The sequence below is a fragment of the Acinetobacter sp. 148 genome (genome assembly GCF_031196675.1).
Lineage (GTDB): Bacteria > Pseudomonadota > Gammaproteobacteria > Pseudomonadales > Moraxellaceae > Acinetobacter > Acinetobacter baumannii.
The window spans coordinates 85,004-106,816 of sequence record NZ_JAVIMT010000017.1; the positions used below are offsets into that span (position 1 = coordinate 85,004).

Genomic DNA, 21,813 nt, shown 5'->3' on the forward strand with positions numbered 1-21,813 from the left:
AATTTATTTCATTGAATTAACCTTTTGTATCATTTTATCAGTTAAATCATACTTAGCGTCATAGGCAACAGTCGAATTTTTATTCAAAATAAAGTCAAGATTATTTTCTTTTCGTAATTGCTCAGCAGCTTGCTTAACTCTAGTCTCAAAAGTTGTATTCATACTTTGTAAGCTCGTTTGAACTCTTGACTGTAAGCCTTGCTGTGTTGAATTAAACTCATTTAATTTCGATTGATACTGAGATTGTAATTTTTTAATCTCATCTTCTTTCATTTTTTGGCCTTGAGTCTGCGCTTGACGTTGAAGCCCTTCTAACTCTTTACCTAATTGCTCAAGCTTAGTTGTAGTTGGTTTCACAGACTGGTTTAAGCTTGCATTTTGCTGTTTCAAATAAGTACTACTTTCAACAACTTTAGCAAGATCAATTACCCCATAACCAGCTGCATTAGCTGCTACAGAAGCCACTGTCAGGCCTAACCCTAACATTAATTTATTTAATTTATTCATGTAAATCTCTTTCCTTATTTCGTTATACAAAAAGATCGTACTTAGAAAGTACGACCAATTTCAAACTGGATTTCTTTAGTTTCATCACCCGGTTTATCATTTAACGGGAATGCATAGCTAAGTGACAATGGACCAATCATGGTAATCCAGGTTACACCAACACCCACACTATAACGTAAGTTACCTAAATCAAATCCATAATTATCTTCACAATATTTTCTGACATCCGTAATAGTCTGGCCTTTAATGATCATGCCTTTATTACCATAAGCTGAATTGTTGATATCACATTTTGTATCAAAAACCTGACCACCTTCCGCAAAAAGAACAGGGCGTACTTGGCGAGTCCAGTCACCTTTAAATGGCATTGGTAAAACTAACTCTGTACCAAATTGGAGAAGAGCATTACCACCTACTTCTTCAGGAGAACTATCATTTTGCTTAGTTTCTTGTAGATTTACACTTGGATATTTAGGTCCCAGGGTACTGTTGTCATAGCCTCGAACAGAACCGTAACCGCCTGCATAGAAGTTTTTATAGAATGGTAAGTCATTACCATAACCTAACTTGCCATAACCACGAAGTACAAAGCCGGTACTACCAATAGGGAAAAATGCTTGAGTATCATAAGTTACTTTTTGATAATCAACATCACTACCTGGTAAACCAATTTCAAGACCTACACGATGAGACATACCTGACGTTGGGAAAATTGGTCTATTTAAGGTGTTATAAGACCAACCCAAGTTCAAGTTATAAGTAAAAAACTCACCTTCGAATGCGCTTCCAAAAGGAGCAGAAGTTTGACCATCAGGACATTTCCCACTAGCATCTAGATCTACTAAACAATAAGTACTTGTTGAAGTAGTTTTTCCACCATTTGCCAACAAATAGTCACGTACATATGTAGAAACATAAGGGCCTGTGGTTACTTTAGTGTTATCAACGCCCACCGAAGCACTTAAACTTTGATTTTCGTCAATAGGGTAACCAAAACTTAAACTACCACCAAAACTATCCGTTACATAGTTGTTAACGTTATAGTCATCATTCAGCTTCGTTTTACGATAATACACGTTATAACCGCGGCTTACCCCATCAATGGTAAAGTAAGGGTCGGTAACACTTAAGTTGTAATAGTCTTGAGTTTCAGAACGAGATAAGTCAATTGCTACTCGGTTACCTGTACCCATAAAATTAGTTTGACTAAGTCCTGCTTGGAACGTAATACCACCACTTTGCGAATAACCAACCGCTAATGTAGTAGTACCTGAATGTTGTTCTTCAACATTTACGTTTAAGTCAACTTGGTCGGGAGAGTTTGGAATACGAGCAGGTTTAATATCAACTGTTTTAAAGAAACCTGTACGCTCTAAACGAACCTTAGATAAGTCAATTTTTTCATTGCTCGCTAATGCACCTTCCATCTGACGCATTTCACGACGTAATACTTCATCAGAAGTTTTGCTATTACCAGTAAAATTAATACGACGTACGGTAACTTGTTGACCTGGATTCACATAATAATTTAAGTCAACAACGCCAGTTTCATTATTAATCTGCGGCACAATATTTACATCTGCAAAGTAATAACCTGCATTACCATACTTACGTAAAAGTAATTGCTTAACCGCATTTACTTTTTCTTGTGAATAGGTATCACCGTCTTTATAAATTTTTAATGCTTGTAATTCTTCAGGCTTATAAAGCGCATCACCTAAGAATTTAGTTTGACCAAATTTAAATTGGCTACCTTCATCAACACCAACCTCAATAAAGATATGCTTTTTATCTTCACTAATATTGAGTTGGGAATTATTAATATTAAAATTAATATAGCCTTTGTTAAGGTACATGGCACGTAAAGCTTCAAGGCTTGCAGCCATTTTTTCACGTGCATAGCGGTCATTACGTGTGACTACAGAAGCCCAACCACTTTCTTTAACAGCAAATGCTTGTTTAATTTCACTGTCTTTAAAAACAGTATTACCAATTACATTAATATCAAAGACTTTTGCCGGCGTTCCTTCATTAAAATTAATTTTTAATTCAACGCGGTTATTTGGGCGAGCAACTGTATCAACTGTAACATCAGCATCATAACGGCCTTGTTGAGTATATTGTTGCTCTAATTCTGTCTCAATGGTTTGCAAAGCAGATTTCTTAAAAACCTCACCCTCAGCAATACCCATTTTTTTGAGGCCTTGTTCTAGAGCCTCTTTAGGAATAAGTTTATTACCCTTAAATTCAAGCTTTGAAATAATTGGGCGCTCAATAACATTAAAAACCAAAGTATCATTTTCTTTTGATGCTTTAATATCATCAAAAAGTCCAGTGGCATACAATGTTCGAATTGCTTCGGCGATCATCGGTTCATTAACGCGATCGCCACTGTTGATTGGCAACATGGTATAAACATTTGCAGGGGTAAGACGGACCAACCCGTTTACACGAATATCTCTAACAACGAAATCATCAGCTGCATATGCTTGTTGTACCGCTGCCATAGCGCTAACAAGTGCCAAAGGCATTAAAAAATGTGTGTGCCGCATGCCAGTTTTTTCCAGTAAGTTATAAATCCATATACGTTTACAAACGCATAAAGTCATTAAATAAAGCTAAAAGCATCATACTACCGAGCAGTACCATACCAATTTTTAGACCAAACATTTGTATTTGTTCAGAAACAGGCTTCCCACGAATAGCTTCAATAATGTAATACACTAGATGACCACCATCTAACATTGGAATTGGTAATAAGTTTAAAATTCCAAGGCTTACACTCATTAAAGCCATAAAAGAGATAAAGGTTTCCCAGCCCATTTCTGCACTTTGGCCAGCTACTTTTGCAATGGTAATTGGCCCAGAAAGATTTTCTAATCCAATTAGTCCCTTAACCATTTTTACTATTGAATTCAAAATCATGCTAGAGATTTGGCCAGTTTTATCAAGTGCCATTTCAAAAGCTTGTATTGGAGTATATTGAATTGTTTGCTTATATTCGTCAGGAATTGTAATTTTTCCAGCATCACTTTTTACACCAAGTACTCCATTTACCTGCCCCATGCTATCACGCTTACCTTGTGGCATAACTTGTAAATGTACTAGTTGTTCATGACGTAAGACATCAATCTTAAGTAACTTTTCTGGGGAACGCTGGACAACTTCTACCACGTCGAACCAATCTTTCATAGGCTGGCCATCAATCGCAACAATACGATCGCCCACTTTCATCCCTTGACGAATCGCCGCACCATCTTCCGTTAACTCTGTTACAACAGCAGGAATCACAGGTCGATAAGGCAAGAAACCTAATACGTCCAGTGCAGATTCATTTTGATTTTTTAAAAAATCTTTAATTGGTAATACAAAATTTTTTTCGGAACCAGCACGGTCCACATCAATATTTACAGTACCTGTTTCCCCAACTCGATCAATCAAAGCAAAGTTTAGCTTTTCCCATGTTGTTGTCTCTTTCCCATCAACAGCAATAATTTTGTCACCTACATGTAACTGGGCTGCTGCAGCTGGAGAGTTTGGAATAATTTTGCCAATTTTAGTATTTAATTGTTCTTGGGCTGGTAAAAACAAAATCCAAAAGAGGAGTACGGCAAAAATCAAGTTAATTAATGGTCCAGCAGCAACAATCGCTATACGTTTCCACGGTTTTTGCCGGTTAAAAGCATATGGTAGATCTTGTTCTGCCACATTACCTTCTCGCTCGTCCAACATTTTGACATAGCCACCTAAAGGTAAGGCAGAAAGCTGATATTTAATACCAGACTTCTTAGACGTCCATTTCAGTAAAGTTGGTCCAAACCCAATTGAGTAAACTAAAACTTTAACACCAAGTTTTCGCGCAACCCAGTAATGGCCAAACTCATGGATTGCAATTAGAGGCCCAAGTAAAAGAGCTGCCGCTGCAATCATAAACAGTGCATTCATTTCAGCCTCCAATACTTGATATATATTGCTGAGCTATAGATCGGGCCACTTTATCTTTATCTAAAATGCACTCGATGCTTTCAGCCGCTGCATTCTCTAATTTTTCCAAAGTATGCTCTACCACTTGCGGAATACTTGTGAATCCAATCCTTTCCATTAAGAATGCTTCAACTGCAATTTCATTAGCTGCATTCAAAATGGTGGGCGCCAAACCTCCCGCACGCATTGCTTGTCTTGCCAAATTTAATGCAGGAAATTTTTGGGTATCCGGTGCCTGAAAATTAAGTTGAGAATACTCAAATAAATCTAAAGCAGGAACATTAGTTTGTAAACGCTCAGGCCATGCCAATGCATGTGCAATCGGAGTACACATATCCGGGTTACCCATTTGTGCTAATGTTGAACCATCAACATACTGCACCATAGAGTGAATGATACTTTGTGGATGAACAACAACTGTAACAAAATGTTCAGATATTGAAAATAAATGACAAGCCTCTATTAACTCTAACCCTTTATTCATAAGAGTAGCTGAGTCAACCGAAATTTTTTGTCCCATTGACCAGTTTGGATGTTTGCATGCTTGTTGCGGCGTTACATGAGTCAATTGTTCTAAGGAGTGATTTAAAAAGGGACCACCAGATGCTGTAAGCAATATTTTAGATACACCTAGCTGTGGTTGCCCTGTTCTATCTGCTTGTAAATAATTATGAGGCAATGATTGGAAAATTGCATTATGTTCCGAATCAACTGGCAATAACAATGCCTGATGATCACGAGCAGCTTGCATCATGATTTCACCAGACATAACTAATGCTTCTTTGTTGGCAAGTAGTACTCTTTTACCTGCCTTAACAGCCGCTAAAGTTGGCAACAGCCCAGCTGCCCCTACAATTGCAGCCATAACAATATCCACATCAGTATGAGATGCGATATCGACTAAACCCTCTTGCCCAGCTAAAACATCAATATCCGATATATTTTGCTGAGCAAATAGTGTTTTTAGTTCAACTATTTTCTGTTCAGGAACAACAACAACTTTAGGTCGAAACTGTTTGCAGATTTCAACAAGTTCAGAAATTCGACTATGCGCCGAAACTGCAAAGACTGAATACTTATCTGGATGTTGACCTAAAATTTTTAAGGTACTTCGTCCAATAGAACCGGTTACACCCAATATGCAAACAGATTGTGTCATCTATAAATCTACACCAATAAGCTTTAATATATACATTCCCGTTGCAAAAATCGGGGCTGCTGCGAGTAAAGAATCAATACGGTCCAATACACCACCATGACCTGGCAAAACACGGCCAGAGTCTTTAATACCAGCACGGCGTTTGATCATTGATTCAAATAAATCACCTAATACTGAACCGAACACTGTAATTAAAGACAAAATCAAGAATAGAAGTTGTTGAACCCAAGTTAGGTTTAAATATTGATATTGCACCACAAGCATTACAATAATTGTAGTGAGAATACCGCCATATAAACCTTCTACTGATTTATTAGGACTTACTGTAGGCGCCAATTTTCTTTTACCGAATTTACGGCCTACAAAGTAAGCTCCACTATCTGCACCCCACACAAGCAAGAACAAATACATCAACCACCATGGTGAGCTTTGCCATACTACAAAGATTGCAGTCACTGCTGCACAGATAAGAATCAAACCAATGACATATAGGGTCGCGTTATACCACCCATCGAATTCAGGAAAAGACTTAACCCAATAAACACTAACGAGCCAAGTTAAAATTGAAGCAGACCATAACAGTAAAGCAATGTCATGAAAGAACAAGGCAACGCCAGAAACAAAGGCAACAAGTAGACCATAGCCCCAAGCTTTAGGTTTTACTACTGCACCAACTTCCCTAGGCATTAACTTATACCATTCATACCCCGCAACTCCTGCTGCTACAATCATAAGTACCAACATTGGATAATGTGATTGCGTAGCAAACATACAGCCCAAAACAACTGCAACAAGTACCAATGCGGTAACAATCCGCTCTAACATTATAATTTCTCGATTTTCTCTTGCTGAATTTGTTCAGATGTTTTACCGAAACGACGTTCACGCCCTGAAAAAACATTCAATGCATGGTCGAATTCTTCCACTGTAAATTCCGGCCACAAAGTATCCGTAAAATACAGCTCCGCATAAGCCGCTTGCCATAACAAGAAGTTAGATATACGGAAATCGCCACCTGTACGGATCAACAAGTCCACAGCTGGCAGATCGTTTAGACTGACATATTTTGCGAACAAATCAACATTTATTTGATCAGCGTCAATTTCGCCACGGGAAACTGCTTGAGCAACCTGCTTAGCTGCATTTGCAATATCCCACATACCACCATAGCTTACTGCAATAGTTAATGTCATGGCCTCATGATGTGCTGTTTGTTGCTCTGCATCTTCCATTAAGGCAACTAAATGTGAAGGTAATCGGGAACGATTCCCTATAAAGCGCAAAGCAATATTGAATTTCTTCATGCGAGGTATTTGCTCATGAATCGTTTCTTCAAGAAGTTTCATAAGCAGATCGACTTCATATTGTGGTCGATTCCAATTTTCACTCGAAAATGCAAAAACAGTTAAAGCACGAACGCCAGTTTTAACACAATGTTCAACAATAGGGTCAAGAACATTTTTACCCTCTCTGTGCCCATCGCCTTTTTGCATTTGATTTTTCTTTGCAAAGCGATTGTTGCCATCCATGATGATGGCAACATGCTGAGGAAGATGATACTCTTCTGAATCGGTCATAAAAATTAGACCTTCATCAATTCTGCTTCTTTCGCTGCTAGACGCTTGTCTACTTCTGCAACATATTTATCAGTGATTTTTTGGATATCATCGCCTGCACGACGCTCATCATCTTCAGAAATTTCTTTCTCTTTTAACAATGCCTTAATATCACCTAATACATCACGACGAATATTACGGATAGCAACTTTCGCATTTTCAGCTTCACTACGAGCGATTTTCTGCATATCACGACGTGTTTCTTCAGTTAAAGCTGGTAAAGGTACACGGATTGAATCAGCAGTAATAGGATTTAAACCTAAATCACTTTCACGAATTGCTTTATCAATTGCAGCAACCATCGTACGCTCAAATGGTTGAACGATAAGCGTACGAGAATCTTCAACACCAACGTTCGCTACTTGGTTTAAAGGCACATCAGAACCATAGTAAGGAACCATTACCCCATTTAAAATTGATGGGTGTGCACGGCCGGTACGAACTTTAGCAAACCCTTGTTCCAAAGACTCAAGAGTTTTTAACATACGCTGTTCGCTGTCTTTTTTCAGATCGTTAATCATATGATCTTCCTTACTTATTTATTCAAGGATGTATATAACAAATTTAATTTAGCGCTAGTATAAAGAGCTTTACGGCACACGTACATTATTTAGTAACGCGTGTACCCTCTTTTTCACCCATTACCACTGACAATAGCGCACCAGATTTATTCATATCAAATACTTGTAATGGAACATTATGGTCACGGCATAAGCAAATTGCCGTTAAATCCATAACACCCAGTTTTTCATCTAACACTTGGTCAAATGTTAAATGATCATATTTCACTGCATCTTCGTATTTGCTTGGATCTTTATTATAAACACCGTCTACTTTGGTCGCTTTCAAAATTAAATTTGCTTCAATTTCAATACCACGTAAACATGCTGCTGTATCAGTTGTAAAGAATGGATTTCCTGTTCCTGCTACGAAAACGCACACTTCGCCTTGGCTTAAATGACGAATCGCATCACGACTTGAGTAAGACTCTACAACAGTACCGATTGGTAGCGCTGACATAAGACGAGTTCTGATATTACGGCGCACCAATGCATCACGCATTGCCAAACCATTCATAACAGTTGCAAGCATCCCCATCTGATCACCTGTTACACGGCCAACCAAACCGTCTTTTTGTAACTGGCTACCACGATATAAGTTACCGCCACCCACAACGATACCTACTTGCACACCCAAGCCAACCAAATGTGCAATAGAAAGTGACATCTGATCTAAAACTTGAGCATCAATACCCATATCTTTATTACCTGATAAAGCTTCACCAGATAATTTTAATAAAATTCGTGAATAACGGGGGCTGATTGTTTCCGCCATGATTTTGCTCCAAGACCTCTTAAACTGAATGCTTTTTGAATCGCGATTCGATTAGACCGATTTAATTTTAATTAACTTTGCAAATAAGTCGTATTCATCCGCATCGGTAATTTCGACTTCCAACATATCGCCTGGTTGAATAGTGCTCTTATCGATATCTTCTACAAAGACATTACCGTCAATTTCCGGAGCATCGGCATAAGAACGTGCAACAGCAACAGGATATTCATCTTCCAAACTATCGACCAATACAGTCATCGTTTGACCAATACGTTTTTGTAATTTGGCAGCAGAGATTTGTTGCTGCACTTGCATAAAGCGCTCGTAACGCTCTTGCTTAATTTCTTCTGGCACATGATCTGGTAAATCATTTGCCGTAGCGCCTTCTACTGGTGAATAGGTAAAGCAGCCTACACGATCAAGTTGAGCTTCAACCAACCAATCGAGCAAAATCTGGAAGTCTTCTTCAGTTTCGCCTGGAAAGCCAACCACGAAAGTAGAACGGATCACAAGATCCGGGCATTTTTCGCGCCATAATTTAATTTTTTCTAATGTATTCTCACTATGCGCCGGACGTTTCATTAATTTAAGAACGCGTGGGCTTGCATGCTGGAATGGAATATCGAGGTATGGCAAGATTTTACCTTGAGCCATTAAATCGATTACTGCATCAACATGTGGATATGGATATACATAATGTAAGCGAACCCAAATTCCAAGCTGACCAAGTGCTTCACACATGTCAAAGAATTTGGTTTTTACGGGCTGTCCATTCCAGAAATCGAGCTTATATTTGGTGTCTACGCCATAAGCTGAGGTATCTTGGGAAATGACCAAGATTTCTTTTACACCTGCACGTTTTAACGCAGCAGCTTCTTCTAATACGCTTCCAACCGGACGTGATACTAAATCACCGCGCATGCTCGGGATAATACAGAAGGTACAACGGTGGTTACAGCCTTCAGATATTTTTAAATAAGCATAATGTTTCGGTGTTAAACGGATACCTTGCTCAGGAACAAGGTCAATAAACGGATTATGTTTAGGCGGTGCTGGGACATATTCATGTACAGCTTCCATAACGTCTTGATAAGCTGCTGCACCAGTAACTTTTAGAACATTAGGGTGCATTTGACGAATTTTATCTTCGTCTTTACCTAAACAGCCTGTCACAATAACTCGGCCATTTTCACTCATGGCTTCGCCAATTGCATCTAAAGATTCTTGTACTGCAGATTCAATAAAACCACAGGTATTAACAACAACTAAATCAGCACCATCATAATCTGATGCAACTTGATAACCTTCAGTCTTTAACTGAGTTAAAATTCGTTCAGAATCTACCAATGCCTTAGGACAACCTAAAGAAACAAAACCGACTTTGGGGGTCTTCATGAATCTGCGCTCCACTTGAATGCGCGTATTGTATGTCTTTTCTCGTCTCAAGCATAGGTGGAAACCCTACTCTTTGTGTAATGCACCAAAATACAACCAATATTTGCACCAAAACTCAATATTGCACCAAGTTGGATCATGATATTATTAATGTATACATCCGTATTTTTGACCAAAAGATATTAAGAACGATTTTAGAGCGCTTTAATTACGCTTAAAACCTTAAAATAAACCATAAACAAAGTTGGCGTACATTTTGCATCAATCATGTTCTATAACGGTGAAAACCGATAACCAATGAAGATGCCATTGCGCCATTTTAAGACAGGAACGATTCGCTAATGGATCAACACACACCTATCGACTATCGCCTATTGGTAGACAATTTAACCACTGCGATTTTATTAATCGATAGTAACTTTAATATTTTTTATTTGAATTCCGCTTGTGAAGCACTTTTTGACATTAGTTTGCTTCGCGCTTCTGGACAACCGGTTTTAAATTTACTTCATGCACCTGATGATACCTTTAATACGCATGAAGCCCTATTGAACACGTTAAAAACGGGACAACCTTATACACGTCGTGAAGCCATCATTAATGTCAATTTTAAAGATTTACATGTGGATTATACGGTCTCGCAATTAAATGCAGGTAAAAGCTACCACCCGCTCTTACTTATTGAGTTAAATCCTATTGATCGTATGTTGAAAATTTCTAAGGAAGAAAACTTAATTCAACAACATCAAGTGGCTAGACAACTGGTTCGAGGCGTTGCTCACGAAATTAAAAACCCTCTGGCTGGTATTCGGGGGGCAACTCAGTTACTTGCTCGTAGTTTAAATGACGAGAGCTATGCTGAATTTACGGATATCATTATTAACGAGGTAGATCGTCTCACCAATTTGGCCGACACCATGTTGGGCTCAAGACAACTGCCAAGTTATGAAAATGTAAATGTGCATGAACCTCTAGAACGGGTACGCTCTTTAATCGCAAATCAGACCAAGAAAAAAATCAAAATTACGCGTGATTATGATTTGTCTTTACCCGATGTAAAAGCCGATCGCGACCAACTCATTCAAGTCATGCTCAATATTAGCGTTAATGCCATTCAAGCTATTACAGAAAATAAATCATTTTTTATAGATCAAGAGCCTGAATTAATTTTACGTACCCGTATTCAACGTCTAGTCACCATTAATGGAGTACTCAACCGCTCTGCTGTACGAGTCGATATTGAAGACAATGGACCGGGTATTCCCGAAAGCATTTTAGAGTCTGTGTTCTATCCTTTGGTTACAGGACGAGCAAAAGGCACAGGGCTTGGCCTGAGTATTGCACAGAACATCATGCATCAACATAACGGAATGATTGAATGCCAATCAGTTCCTGGAAAAACAATGTTTAGCTTATATTTACCTTGGGAGTCAGACCGTGTCGCGAAATAAAATATGGGTTATTGATGACGATCGCGCCATGCGATGGGTACTTGAAAAGACCTTTAAAGAAGAAGGATTTGACGTCACCAATTTTGAAGAAGCTCAAACAGCACTTGAACGTTTACATCATGATGCGCCCGATGTCATCTTAACTGACATTCGTATGCCAGGTATTGATGGGTTAACTTTCTTATCTAAAGTGAAAAACTCTCACCCCGACTTGCCTGTTATCATTATGACAGCGCATTCGGACTTAGAGTCTGCTGTATCAAGCTATCAGACTGGTGCATTTGAGTATTTACCAAAACCATTCGATATTGATGAAGCTTTAGCTTTAGTCAATCGAGCAATTTTGCATATCAATAAGTTGCAGCAGCAAGAGGCGACAAAAACAGCTTCACCACTACAATCAACAGAAATTATTGGCGAATCTCCTGCTATGCAAGAGGTTTTCCGAGCGATTGGTCGTTTATCTCAGTCGCATATTACCGTTTTAATTAATGGTGAATCAGGCACAGGTAAAGAACTGGTTGCGCATGCTTTACATAAACATTCTCCACGACGCGCTAAGCCTTTTATTGCTTTAAACATGGCAGCAATTCCTAAAGATTTAATCGAAACGGAATTATTTGGTCATGAAAAAGGTGCTTTCACGGGTGCAAACACCCAACATCAAGGCCGCTTTGAACAAGCAAATGGCGGAACACTATTCCTTGATGAAATTGGTGACATGCCCTTTGAAACACAAACTCGATTGTTACGTGTGCTCGCAGATGGTGAGTTTTACCGAGTTGGTGGACATATACCCGTTAAAGTAGATGTCAGAATTGTCGCGGCAACCCATCAAGACTTAGAAAAACTGGTGAATGAAGGTCGTTTCCGTGAAGACTTATACCACCGTCTAAATGTTATTCGAATTCATATTCCGAAGCTTGCGCATCGCAGTGAAGACATCCCGATGCTGGCTCAACATTTCTTGGCTCGCGCGGGTAAAGAGCTAGGCGTAAGTCCAAAGATTTTACGCACTGAAACAACGGACTATATGCAACAATTACCATGGCCTGGTAATGTTCGTCAGCTTGAAAATACCTGCCGTTGGTTAACCGTCATGATTACTGGTCGTGAGGTTTATCCAGAAGATTTACCTTCTGAGCTTAAACAGGTTCCACTCCAAAAAAGTAGTGAGACTAGTCAACCAGCACCATCTTTTGAACGTATTTCTTTGCACCATTGGGATGAGCTACTAAGCCAATGGGCAATTCAAAAACTTAAAAATGGTGAAATGAAGATATTAGACATTGCTACTCCAATGTTTGAGCGCACCTTAATTAATGCAGCACTACAGCAAACTCGTGGGCGCAAACGCCATGCAGCCGAGCTGTTAGGTTGGGGTCGTAACACCCTAACCAGAAAGTTAAAAGAGCTGGGCATGGACTCTGCTGATGACGATGATGAGGACGAACATAAAGCAACTTTATCAGAAGCTTAAAACCGAAGCAAAAATCAAAAAGCGGCTAATTTAATTTAGCCGCTTTTCTTTATGACTATTTAAAACGGAATTAACTGCCAAACTAAAATGTGAACATACAGTTACATGATCAAAAAATTCTAAATTTCTACATAAATCATTATATTTTCTATATTTTCCCTAAAACTATGCTCTACTTATTGTTTACCAGATGACCTAAAAACATACCAATGACCATCGTTAAAGATAGATTTGCTATACTAGATAAGCAGTGTTAGCCGTCGTTATTAAATTTTATGCATGATCCAGTCCTTGAGTCACATCATCTCGTATGTGAAAAACCCCAAACACGCCGCGGTATAGAACGTCGTTTAGCTCTATTGCTAAGCGCAACCGAGCTGTTTTTGGAAAAAGGATATGATGCTGTCTCTCTTGACGACATCGTTAATCATGCTGGTGGTTCAAAAACCTCTATTTATAAATACTTTGGTAATAAAGATGGCTTATTTACTGCAATCTGCGATTATCGCCGTGAAATGTTTTTTAAAGATATCTGTATTGCATTTCAACCAGAGCAAACTTCTTTAAAAGATTATTTAATCCAAACTCTCATCCGTTTTTATAAGCACATTATTCAACCTGAACACATTGCCTTTTTACGTTTGGTTATTGAACAAACTCAATGTAATGCAACTTTGAGCCAATACTTATATGAAAAATGTGCTCTGGATGTCCAAAATACAATTGCTCAAGCCTTACTCATATCTCATCAATCAGGTGAAATTACCTGTACATCTCCTGATCATTCCTCTCTTATGTATTTTGGAATTTTACGTGATATTGAATGGCGAATGATTATGGGAATGCCTCTCCCACCTAATGAAACAGAAGTCATTGATTATATTAACTATTGTGTTGATATTTTCTTAAAGGGCCATCATAAAGTCTAATTCTTTTGCATTTTGAAATGCTTATAGTATAGTAGACTTCTTTTTTTCCACTTCCACCCAGCCAACAACAGATAATTGTTGTAATTCAAAACAATTATTATGGAGTAGCTACATGGCTCTAAGACATTTCCTGACTTTACGTGATCTATCCACTCTAGAACTTAATCGCATTTTGGAACGCGCAAGCGAACTTAAGAAAATGCAGCAAAGCAATAAGGTATATCAACCTTTTGTTGGTAAAGTATTGGGAATGATTTTTGAAAAATCGAGCACACGCACTCGTATTTCTTTTGAAGCCGGTATTAATCAATTTGGTGGTAGTGCCATTTTCTTATCACCACGTGATACGCAATTAGGCCGTGGTGAACCGATTGAAGATTCAGCACGTGTTATTTCAAGCATGCTTGATATCGTAATGATTCGTACTTTTGGTCACGATATCGTTGAACGTTTTGCATCTTATTCAAAAGTTCCTGTTATCAATGGCTTAACTGACGATCACCATCCTTGTCAGTTACTTGCAGATTTACAAACTTATATTGAACATCGCGGCAGTATTGAAGGCAAAACCGTAGCTTGGATTGGTGATGGCAATAATATGTGTAATTCATACATTGAAGCTGCACACATGATGGGTTTCAAACTCAAGATTGCATCACCAAAAGGTTATGAACCTAAACCTGAGTTTTTAGCAGAGTTTGGGCATTGTGTGGAACTTTTTGATAATGCGGAAGATGCGGCTGTAAATGCTGATCTTATCGTTACAGATGTATGGGCAAGCATGGGACAAGAAGAAGAACAGAAACTTCGTGAAAAAGCCTTTGCTAATTTTCAGGTTAACGAGAAATTAATGGGACTTGCACATCCGGACTGTTTATTTATGCATTGCTTACCTGCTCATCGTGGTGAAGAAATTTCTGAAACCATGCTCGACCATAAAAATGCCGTAGTATGGGACGAAGCAGAAAACCGTCTGCATGCACAAAAAGCTTTAATGGAATTTTTACTCAACGAAAATTTGAAAAAAGCTTAATTTCTAATTCAAAAAACAGCATCGTTAAGGTGCTGTTTTTTTATTTTTATAAGATCCCTATTACCCTCATTTATTATTTTAAAAATTTTTATGATGTTGCCCAATATATAAACAGCCTATATTTCAACTGTCACACATAATCGTGTATAACATTCTACACAATAAGCCAAGCCTACTCGTGTAGAGTGCGATTATGACAACCCTTGAACAATCATTATCTGAAATCACTGCATTTTCGATCATTCATGAACATTTATTTAGTTCAGCGCAACCTTCTATCGAACAACTTAAGCTCATTAAAGAGTATGGTTGTAGCACTGTTATAAATTTAGCTTTATCGAATTCACCAGATAGTATTAAAAATGAAGATCAGGTCTGTCTTGAATATGGTTTAAATTATATTCATATTCCAATTGACTGGGAAACACCCTCTTCTGACCAATGCTTATTAGTTTTAGATTTGATTGATCATTTAGTGCAGAATGAAATTGTTTGGATACATTGTGCCAAAAATAAACGCGTAAGTTGTCTTATGTATGTCTACAGACAATTTTATATGAATATGGATATGCCAACCTGTCAGGATTTGCTTCATGAAATTTGGGAGCCAAATGAAACATGGACAGGACTCATTCATAGTATTACCTTACAGCTTCAAGGCCGTAAGGCTACCTTAGAACTTCAACAATCTTTGCAACAAACCAATGATTTAGTTTAATGAGATATTAACACCGTCGCTGTTGCTAAAATTCCTTCTTGGCGACCAGTAAATCCAAGTTTTTCGGTTGTGGTCGCTTTGATACTAATTTGATTTAAATCTACATTTAAAACATCTGCAATGCTTTGACGCATTTCCAAATTGTATTTGGCTAATTTAGGACGCTCACAAGCTACCGTAATATCAGCATTATTTAAATGATAACCTCGGTCTAATATTAATTGATAAACATGTTTAAGTAGAACACGGCTATCCGCTCCTTTAAATTCTGGATCTGTATCCGGAAAATGCTGACCAATATCACCAAGTGCTAGAGCACCTAGTAAGGCATCACATAATGCATGTAGCACGACATCGCCATCAGAATGTGCCTTCAAACCATGCGTATGCGGAATTTGAACGCCAGCTAAGGTTACGAAGTTACCCTCTTCAAAGGCATGCACATCCATTCCTTGTCCAATACGAATTTGAGCAACCATATAAACTCTTCCCTTCTATTATAAAAGCTTAAGAAATCTTGTATTCAACCGTCGTGTTTCGCTATAGTACACTTAGCAAAGTAGACTGAAAGTATAAGCGATCATGCCGTCGAATACTGATATGAATCAATTGAAAAGATTAAGTTTTGTCGTGACATTGAGTTGTTTATGCTCATCGCTTGTTTTTGCAGAATCTATCGACTGCTCCAACTCAAAAGCAGAGCTAAAAATCTGTTCAAAAACCTTTAGCGAAGCACGAAAGCAGCTCAACAATAAATATCTTTCTGCATACTTGGTCACAGATGCCCCCCTGCAGCTTCTACAAGATACTCAAACATTGTGGCTTAGACAAACACAACAATGCAAAACCAATTCATGTATTCAACAACAGTTTGATGTACGTGGTGATGATTTAAATTTTTATGCTTCACTTAAACAAACCCTAACTCAGCATTATCTTAAATTTGAAAATGGACATATTGCATCTCAGCCCGTTCATTTACAAATACATCAACTTGCTAAAGATAAAATCAAAATTGAAGGTTTAGCTTACCGTAATCCGAATAACCGAAAAGAAACCCAAACGGTTTCACTTATGGCTTACAGCTCTCCTGAACAGAAAAGTGAAATTTTAGATAATGAACATAACTGTAAATATAAATTTGACTTTCAGAAAGCACTGCTCATCGTAAAAACCCAGCAAAAAGGTTGTGAGCGCTTCACAGGAATTTATCGTCTGTACGACTAGTGAATATAAAATAAAAAAGCCAGTGCATAGACACTGGCTTTTTTTTATGCTGGATACTTTTGTTGAATGTCTTGACTCACCAAAACAGCTGTAGCTGCTGACAAAGTCCAGCCTAGATGACCATGTCCCGTATTATAGAAAACTCGAGACTGTTTAGACTGTTTCACAACTGGTAACATATTAGGCATCATTGGTCTTAAACCCGCCCAAGGCACAACATGCTCAGTTGAAATGTCAAAATTACGGTTTACCCAATTTACCAAAGGTTGAATACGGTCGGCTCGAATATCTCGATTATAACCATTAAACTCGGCCGTACCTGCTACACGTAAACGATCTGGTCCTAAACGAGACGTTACAATTTTAGCGCTCTCATCCAACAAACTCACCCACGGTGCATTTTTTATACTTTTTTCATCTTTTAATTGGACGGTAATTGAATAACCTTTGACCGGATAAACATTTAAACGTTCACCAATCATATCAGCCAACTGATAACTTCCTACACCACCACAAACCACCAAAACATCACCTTCTAATTGAAAGCTGTCTGTTTGGGAAAGATGCGGATGCTCAGCACTTGGCTGACAATTCAGTACCACTTTATCTGTATGACACTTAATATCAGTAACTTCCAAACCGAATTTGTACTGAACGCCATATTGTTTAGTCTTTTCAGCTAAAGAGGTTGAATATTTATGGATATCACCGGTTGCATCGCTTGGTGTGTAATAGCCACCAAAGTACTCACCCGTTAAAGAAGGTTCGATTGATTTCATTTCCTCAGGTGAAACCGAGTAACGTTCTAAAGTCCCTTTATTTAGGACATCATTAACTCGCTTGGCGATGTCATAATCATCCTTAGTATGATACATATGAAGAATACCGCGTTTCTCCAGATCAAATTGAAGCTGCTCTTTTTCAGCTACGTCAAACAATCGCTTACGCGCAAGCAATGCCAAGCGAACGGTTTCTATTGTATTGGCTTCATAGTTTTTAATATGAGACAAAAACTCAACCAACCAACTATATTTATGTAGGCTAAAGGAAGGATTCAATAATAAAGGAGCATCTTTTTGCCTCATCCATTTAAAACCTTTTATAACGGTCGCTTTCTGGTTCCAGACTTCTGCATTACAAGCAGATAATTGCCCTCCATTTGCAAATGATGTTTCCATGGCTGGATAAAGATGGCGATCAATCACTGTGACTTGGTAACCTAATTGAGATAATTCATAGGCTGAAGTAACCCCTGTGATTCCTGCACCAATCACAATAACATGTGGCATAACAGACTCCTCTGAAATGCAAGAACATTTCATCAGTACAGCCCATCTGTCATTTGTACCTGAGAGTTTCGACCTAAATACTACCTTTTAGTATTTCGATCTTCCCCTTCGGTGAGTTTATGACTTATAAGTTTTTATTCTCCATGCTTATAAATCTTAAGCTGCTCTCCAGATTTTTTAATTATTACAGTCCTTTTGCCTGAGAGTTTCCGGGCCTGTTGCTCCTTCGGCGGGTTCTTAAGAACCTCTCTCCCGCAATAATTTTGTATTTATATAAGCAATGTATCTGCCACTTTTAAAAAAACGCATTCTTTTCTTGTAAACTTTTGTACAACCCACCAAAAAAACACACAATCTTTTGATTTGATTATAAAAAAGGTGAATTATAAGAATTCACCTTTTGATATTCATTAGAGCTTTCCATTAAGCACTTGGTCCGAAACGGTACCTTTCCATTGCTCCCGCAAGGTTGGCAAATAAAATTTCTCGCCTATTGTGAACAGTTCAGCATCAATGAGTGCATGAATTTCGTGCATAAAAATATAATCCAATGCAACTAGAGAAAGTTGATGATTTTTTTGTGCTACTTTTTTACGTTTCGCTTGAGCTTGTTTAATTAGCTCATTTGCAAAGTTTTTATCTTTATAAGCAGTAATGGCATTTAAACGAAGCTCAATTACACCCCAACCTGCCAATAACTTTTTGAAGATTTCAAAGTCTTTTGAGGTTGATTCCCAAGTTACATTTTCCAGATCATTATCTTCAGGTAAAACAGGTAATAATAAATCACCAGTACTTGGAAAAATCTTTTTAAGATTTAACAGAAATTTAACAGGCTGATCACTTGGGTAATCATTAAATTGCACATGTTGTTGAGTATCTGTTAAATAAATAGAGAGCATTCAAAAAATCCTTAACTAAGCGACTGTTTTTCATAATTAATTTAAAAACTGCAAGAACAAAAGCAATTAAAAAAATAATATAAAAACAGGATAAGGTGGGCATTTTAACAATTATGGCAGCTTATTCAACACCAAGTTGGTTTGATAAAGCTTAATAAGGAATAATTACAACCTAGAAACATGCAAAATAAACCTTATACAACTTTGAAAATTAAAAATATGTATATTTTAGATATATTATTTTTTAGTCCAATATTAAATTTAGTGTTATAATACAGTGATTTACTCACTTTCATCTGGGTTTCCAAAGAAATGAATAGATTACAATTAATTTTATTAGTTTTAAGTACTGCTACTTTTTCTCCTTTTGTATTTTCTGAAACAACTATCTCCCCAACCAAATATGAATTTTATGGACAAGAGTCAAAACGCCATAAGAGTATGCTTGAGGTAAATAATAGTTCAGATCATAAAATTAACGAATCACAACACAATCCTTTCCGCTCTGATTCAAACAAACAAAACGTAGATTTTTTTGAGATTGCAAAACACTACCAAGAACAGCAACCACAAAACACTTATTCTCACTCTCCCGACCATACTGTAAATATGAGTGATCATGAACGAAGTCTCTATTACATTAGAAATCATGACAATATGGGCCTTCAAAGAGATGTTCGTTATCAACAATATAGATCATTAAAACAACAATATGATAAAGGTGTCATTTCTCGTGATGAATATAAAAATAAAGTTTACAAAATCTCAAGATAAGCTTATCTATATTGAAGCCTTCTTTTAAAAAGGAGGCTTCTACAGTTAATTTTGATATAGATTGTTAAAAATATTTTAAATAACAAAGATTCATAGTAAACAAACAATAAAAAGTAAACAGTTTTAGCTTTTAAAACGCGCCACACTACTCAAATCTTCTCTACGAATAAAGGAGATAGCAATGAAGATTCGCGCTTCACGTACCTATTCAACTTATTCAAATAATTATTTTATTTCTAAAGAGTATGAATGCAGTGTTATTCCGCTAAAAGGAATGTGCTTTACTGATCTTGGTTTGACCGAAAATGGTGTAATTCAGCCAGTAGAAATTAATGAGGTCACTATAGATCCAGCATCTAATTCTTATCATATTCTTTTAGCTAAAGACTCACATGAATATACAAAAGAAGAATTAAAAAGAAAGTTTGAAGAGATGAAAGCTAATGGCTGGGAATATATAGAAGATCTATTGGTATAGCTCTTATTTTTAATAAATAACTTAGGGTAAATGAATGGCCCTAACTTTAACATCTTAAGCATAATAGCCATCAGTAGTTAAGAGTTTGTAAAATCGCTACAAAATATACTGCTGATGGCTATTGTTAAATCGCTTATTTACTATTTGGCGAAACCATTTTTTCAGGTTTAACCACTTCATCAAATTGCTCTGCTGTAACAAGTCCTAGCTCTACAGCAACTTGTTTTAAAGTTTTATTCTCTTTATAAGCAGTTTTCGCCACTTTTGCAGAGTTTTCATAACCAATAACCGGATTTAATGCCGTAACTAACATAAGAGAATTATGCAAGAAATGATCAATTTTCTCACGATTTGGCTCGATCCCTACTGCACAGTGATCATTAAAACTATTACATGCATCACCAAGCAACTGAATAGATTGCAGTAAGTTATAAGCAATTACTGGCATAAATACATTGAGCTCGAAATTACCCGAAGCACCAGCGACATTAATAGTGGTATCGTTGCCAAGCACTTGGGCAACAACCATGGTCATGGCTTCACTTTGAGTCGGGTTCACTTTACCTGGCATAATACTTGAACCAGGTTCATTTTCAGGAATACGGATTTCGCCGAAGCCACAACGTGGGCCACTTGCTAACCAACGAATATCATTGGCAATCTTGTTCAAGCTTACCGCTAGAGTTTTTAATGCGCCTGATGCAAAAACAGCAGCATCACGTCCTGCAAGTGCTTCAAATTTATTAGGAGCCGTAACAAATGGCAAACCCGTTAAAGCTGCAAGCTGAGCTGCTGCCTTAACAGCATAGTCAGGATGAGCATTTAACCCAGTTCCTACCGCTGTGCCACCTAATGGTAACTCATACAGACCACTTAAAGCTTGCTGTAAACGTACTAAACCATGCTCGAGCTGAGAAACATAACCGCTAAACTCTTGACCAAGTGTCAGTGGCGTCGCGTCTTGTAAATGGGTACGGCCAATTTTAACAATATCTTGAAATTCGTCCGACTTTTTTTGCAAAGTCGCTTTAAGCTGTTCTACGGCTGGAATCAGTAATTCATTAATTTGCAAACTTGCCGCAACATGAATAGCCGTTGGGAATGAGTCATTAGTAGATTGTGCGCGGTTAACATGATCGTTCGGATGTACCGGCTTTTGTGCTCCAAGCGCTTGGCCTAGCTTTTGATTTGCAATATTTGCCATCACCTCATTACAGTTCATGTTACTTTGCGTACCTGAACCTGTTTGCCAAACCACGAGTGGAAACTGAGAGTCCCATTTCCCTGCAATCACTTCCTCGGCTGCCCCCACAATATATTGGCTCAAATCTTGTGGTAACTGGCCTAACTCTGCATTGGTTATTGCCGCTGCTTTTTTTACCAAGCCCATCGCTCGAATCATGGCACGGGGTAAACGCTCCTGCCCGATTTTAAAGTTCTGTAAGCTACGTTGGGTTTGTGCACCCCACAGCGCTTCATTCGGAACTTCAATCTCACCCATTGTGTCATGTTCAATTCGTGTTTGCATAGAAACCT

General features: G+C 37.8%; 21 protein-coding genes and 1 riboswitch. Of the genes, 8 read left to right on the forward strand and 13 right to left on the reverse strand.

The genetic code is table 11. The features are described from left to right. Positions 1-3: 3 nt before the first annotated feature. The 9 genes from RFX69_RS03025 to rimO all read right to left on the reverse strand — a co-directional run bounded on the left by RFX69_RS03025 (position 4) and on the right by rimO (position 9,996). On the reverse strand, positions 4-507 hold the full coding sequence (locus tag RFX69_RS03025; protein ID WP_001037943.1) for an OmpH family outer membrane protein: 504 nt from the start codon (positions 505-507) through the stop codon (positions 4-6). Between the two features lie 41 nt (positions 508-548). Next, on the reverse strand, positions 549-3,059 hold the full coding sequence (gene bamA / locus RFX69_RS03030; protein ID WP_005128497.1) for an outer membrane protein assembly factor BamA: 2,511 nt from the start codon (positions 3,057-3,059) through the stop codon (positions 549-551). A gap of 37 nt (positions 3,060-3,096) precedes the next feature. Beyond that, on the reverse strand, positions 3,097-4,452 hold the full coding sequence (gene rseP, locus RFX69_RS03035; protein ID WP_000992586.1) for an RIP metalloprotease RseP: 1,356 nt from the start codon (positions 4,450-4,452) through the stop codon (positions 3,097-3,099). A gap of 1 nt (position 4,453) precedes the next feature. Beyond that, entirely contained in the window at positions 4,454-5,650 is a 1,197-nt protein-coding gene (ispC, locus tag RFX69_RS03040) for a 1-deoxy-D-xylulose-5-phosphate reductoisomerase (protein ID WP_271055697.1), read from the reverse strand. After that, on the reverse strand, positions 5,651-6,475 hold the full coding sequence (locus tag RFX69_RS03045; protein ID WP_000893489.1) for a phosphatidate cytidylyltransferase: 825 nt from the start codon (positions 6,473-6,475) through the stop codon (positions 5,651-5,653). Next, on the reverse strand, positions 6,475-7,227 hold the full coding sequence (uppS, locus tag RFX69_RS03050) for a polyprenyl diphosphate synthase (RefSeq protein WP_271055698.1): 753 nt from the start codon (positions 7,225-7,227) through the stop codon (positions 6,475-6,477). Before uppS ends, RFX69_RS03045 begins: the two co-directional genes overlap by 1 nt. 5 nt (positions 7,228-7,232) lie before the next feature. Next, positions 7,233-7,787 carry a ribosome recycling factor gene (frr, locus tag RFX69_RS03055; protein ID WP_000606428.1) on the reverse strand — a complete coding sequence of 185 codons (555 nt, stop codon included), beginning with the start codon at positions 7,785-7,787 and terminating at the stop codon, positions 7,233-7,235. Between the two features lie 85 nt (positions 7,788-7,872). Next, entirely contained in the window at positions 7,873-8,601 is a 729-nt protein-coding gene (gene pyrH, locus RFX69_RS03060; protein ID WP_000852257.1) for a UMP kinase, read from the reverse strand. 51 nt (positions 8,602-8,652) lie between these two features. Further along, positions 8,653-9,996, reverse strand: a complete 1,344-nt coding sequence (gene rimO, locus RFX69_RS03065) for a 30S ribosomal protein S12 methylthiotransferase RimO (protein WP_000856678.1) — start codon at positions 9,994-9,996, stop codon at positions 8,653-8,655. Positions 9,997-10,337: 341 nt separating this feature from the next. Between rimO and glnL the strand changes: the two genes are divergently transcribed. The 5 genes from glnL to RFX69_RS03090 all read left to right on the forward strand — a co-directional run bounded on the left by glnL (position 10,338) and on the right by RFX69_RS03090 (position 15,607). Next, positions 10,338-11,447: a nitrogen regulation protein NR(II) gene (gene glnL / locus RFX69_RS03070; protein ID WP_032059358.1), complete on the forward strand. Its 1,110-nt coding sequence runs from the start codon at positions 10,338-10,340 to the stop codon at positions 11,445-11,447. Beyond that, complete coding sequence (gene glnG, locus RFX69_RS03075) at positions 11,434-12,927, forward strand: nitrogen regulation protein NR(I) (protein ID WP_000089273.1); 1,494 nt, start codon at positions 11,434-11,436, stop codon at positions 12,925-12,927. The genes glnL and glnG overlap by 14 nt, the downstream gene beginning before the upstream one ends. Before the next feature lie 275 nt (positions 12,928-13,202). Next, a complete protein-coding gene (gene adeN, locus RFX69_RS03080; protein ID WP_000543879.1) occupies positions 13,203-13,856 on the forward strand; it encodes a multidrug efflux transcriptional repressor AdeN in 654 nt (217 codons plus the stop codon). A gap of 112 nt (positions 13,857-13,968) precedes the next feature. Further along, positions 13,969-14,889: an ornithine carbamoyltransferase gene (gene argF / locus RFX69_RS03085; RefSeq protein WP_001207985.1), complete on the forward strand. Its 921-nt coding sequence runs from the start codon at positions 13,969-13,971 to the stop codon at positions 14,887-14,889. A 193-nt stretch (positions 14,890-15,082) separates the two neighbouring features. Continuing rightward, positions 15,083-15,607 (forward strand): protein tyrosine phosphatase family protein, encoded by a 525-nt coding sequence (locus tag RFX69_RS03090; protein ID WP_000209136.1) that lies wholly within the window; start codon positions 15,083-15,085, stop codon positions 15,605-15,607. On the opposite strand, the gene ispF is transcribed toward RFX69_RS03090, so the two are convergent. Then, entirely contained in the window at positions 15,604-16,086 is a 483-nt protein-coding gene (gene ispF / locus RFX69_RS03095; protein WP_000226512.1) for a 2-C-methyl-D-erythritol 2,4-cyclodiphosphate synthase, read from the reverse strand. The two genes, RFX69_RS03090 and ispF, sit on opposite strands and share 4 nt — an antisense overlap. A 103-nt stretch (positions 16,087-16,189) precedes the next feature. On the opposite strand from ispF, the gene RFX69_RS03100 reads away from it, so the two are divergent. Then, positions 16,190-16,834 (forward strand): hypothetical protein, encoded by a 645-nt coding sequence (locus RFX69_RS03100; RefSeq protein ID WP_001139838.1) that lies wholly within the window; start codon positions 16,190-16,192, stop codon positions 16,832-16,834. Between the two features lie 44 nt (positions 16,835-16,878). On the opposite strand, the gene RFX69_RS03105 is transcribed toward RFX69_RS03100, so the two are convergent. Beyond that, positions 16,879-18,123, reverse strand: a complete 1,245-nt coding sequence (locus RFX69_RS03105; protein ID WP_375143705.1) for a D-amino acid dehydrogenase — start codon at positions 18,121-18,123, stop codon at positions 16,879-16,881. 177 nt (positions 18,124-18,300) lie between these two features. Next, positions 18,301-18,388, reverse strand: a riboswitch (glycine riboswitch). Positions 18,389-18,533: 145 nt separating this feature from the next. Next, the gene (locus RFX69_RS03110) at positions 18,534-19,025 is read right to left on the reverse strand and encodes a hypothetical protein (RefSeq protein ID WP_000949167.1); all 492 of its coding nucleotides are present in this window, start codon (positions 19,023-19,025) and stop codon (positions 18,534-18,536) included. A 312-nt stretch (positions 19,026-19,337) separates the two neighbouring features. Here RFX69_RS03110 and RFX69_RS03115 point away from each other — a divergent pair, with 312 nt between their 5' ends. Together RFX69_RS03115 and RFX69_RS03120 are read left to right on the forward strand one after the other, a co-directional pair. Next, positions 19,338-19,799 carry a hypothetical protein gene (locus tag RFX69_RS03115; RefSeq protein ID WP_001081041.1) on the forward strand — a complete coding sequence of 154 codons (462 nt, stop codon included), beginning with the start codon at positions 19,338-19,340 and terminating at the stop codon, positions 19,797-19,799. 181 nt (positions 19,800-19,980) lie between these two features. Further along, the gene (locus RFX69_RS03120; protein WP_000701848.1) at positions 19,981-20,277 is read left to right on the forward strand and encodes a hypothetical protein; all 297 of its coding nucleotides are present in this window, start codon (positions 19,981-19,983) and stop codon (positions 20,275-20,277) included. Positions 20,278-20,410: 133 nt separating this feature from the next. Here the strand turns inward: RFX69_RS03120 and fumC are convergent, their stop codons facing one another. Further along, the gene (gene fumC, locus RFX69_RS03125) at positions 20,411-21,805 is read right to left on the reverse strand and encodes a class II fumarate hydratase (protein ID WP_289332565.1); all 1,395 of its coding nucleotides are present in this window, start codon (positions 21,803-21,805) and stop codon (positions 20,411-20,413) included. Positions 21,806-21,813 lie beyond the last annotated feature (8 nt).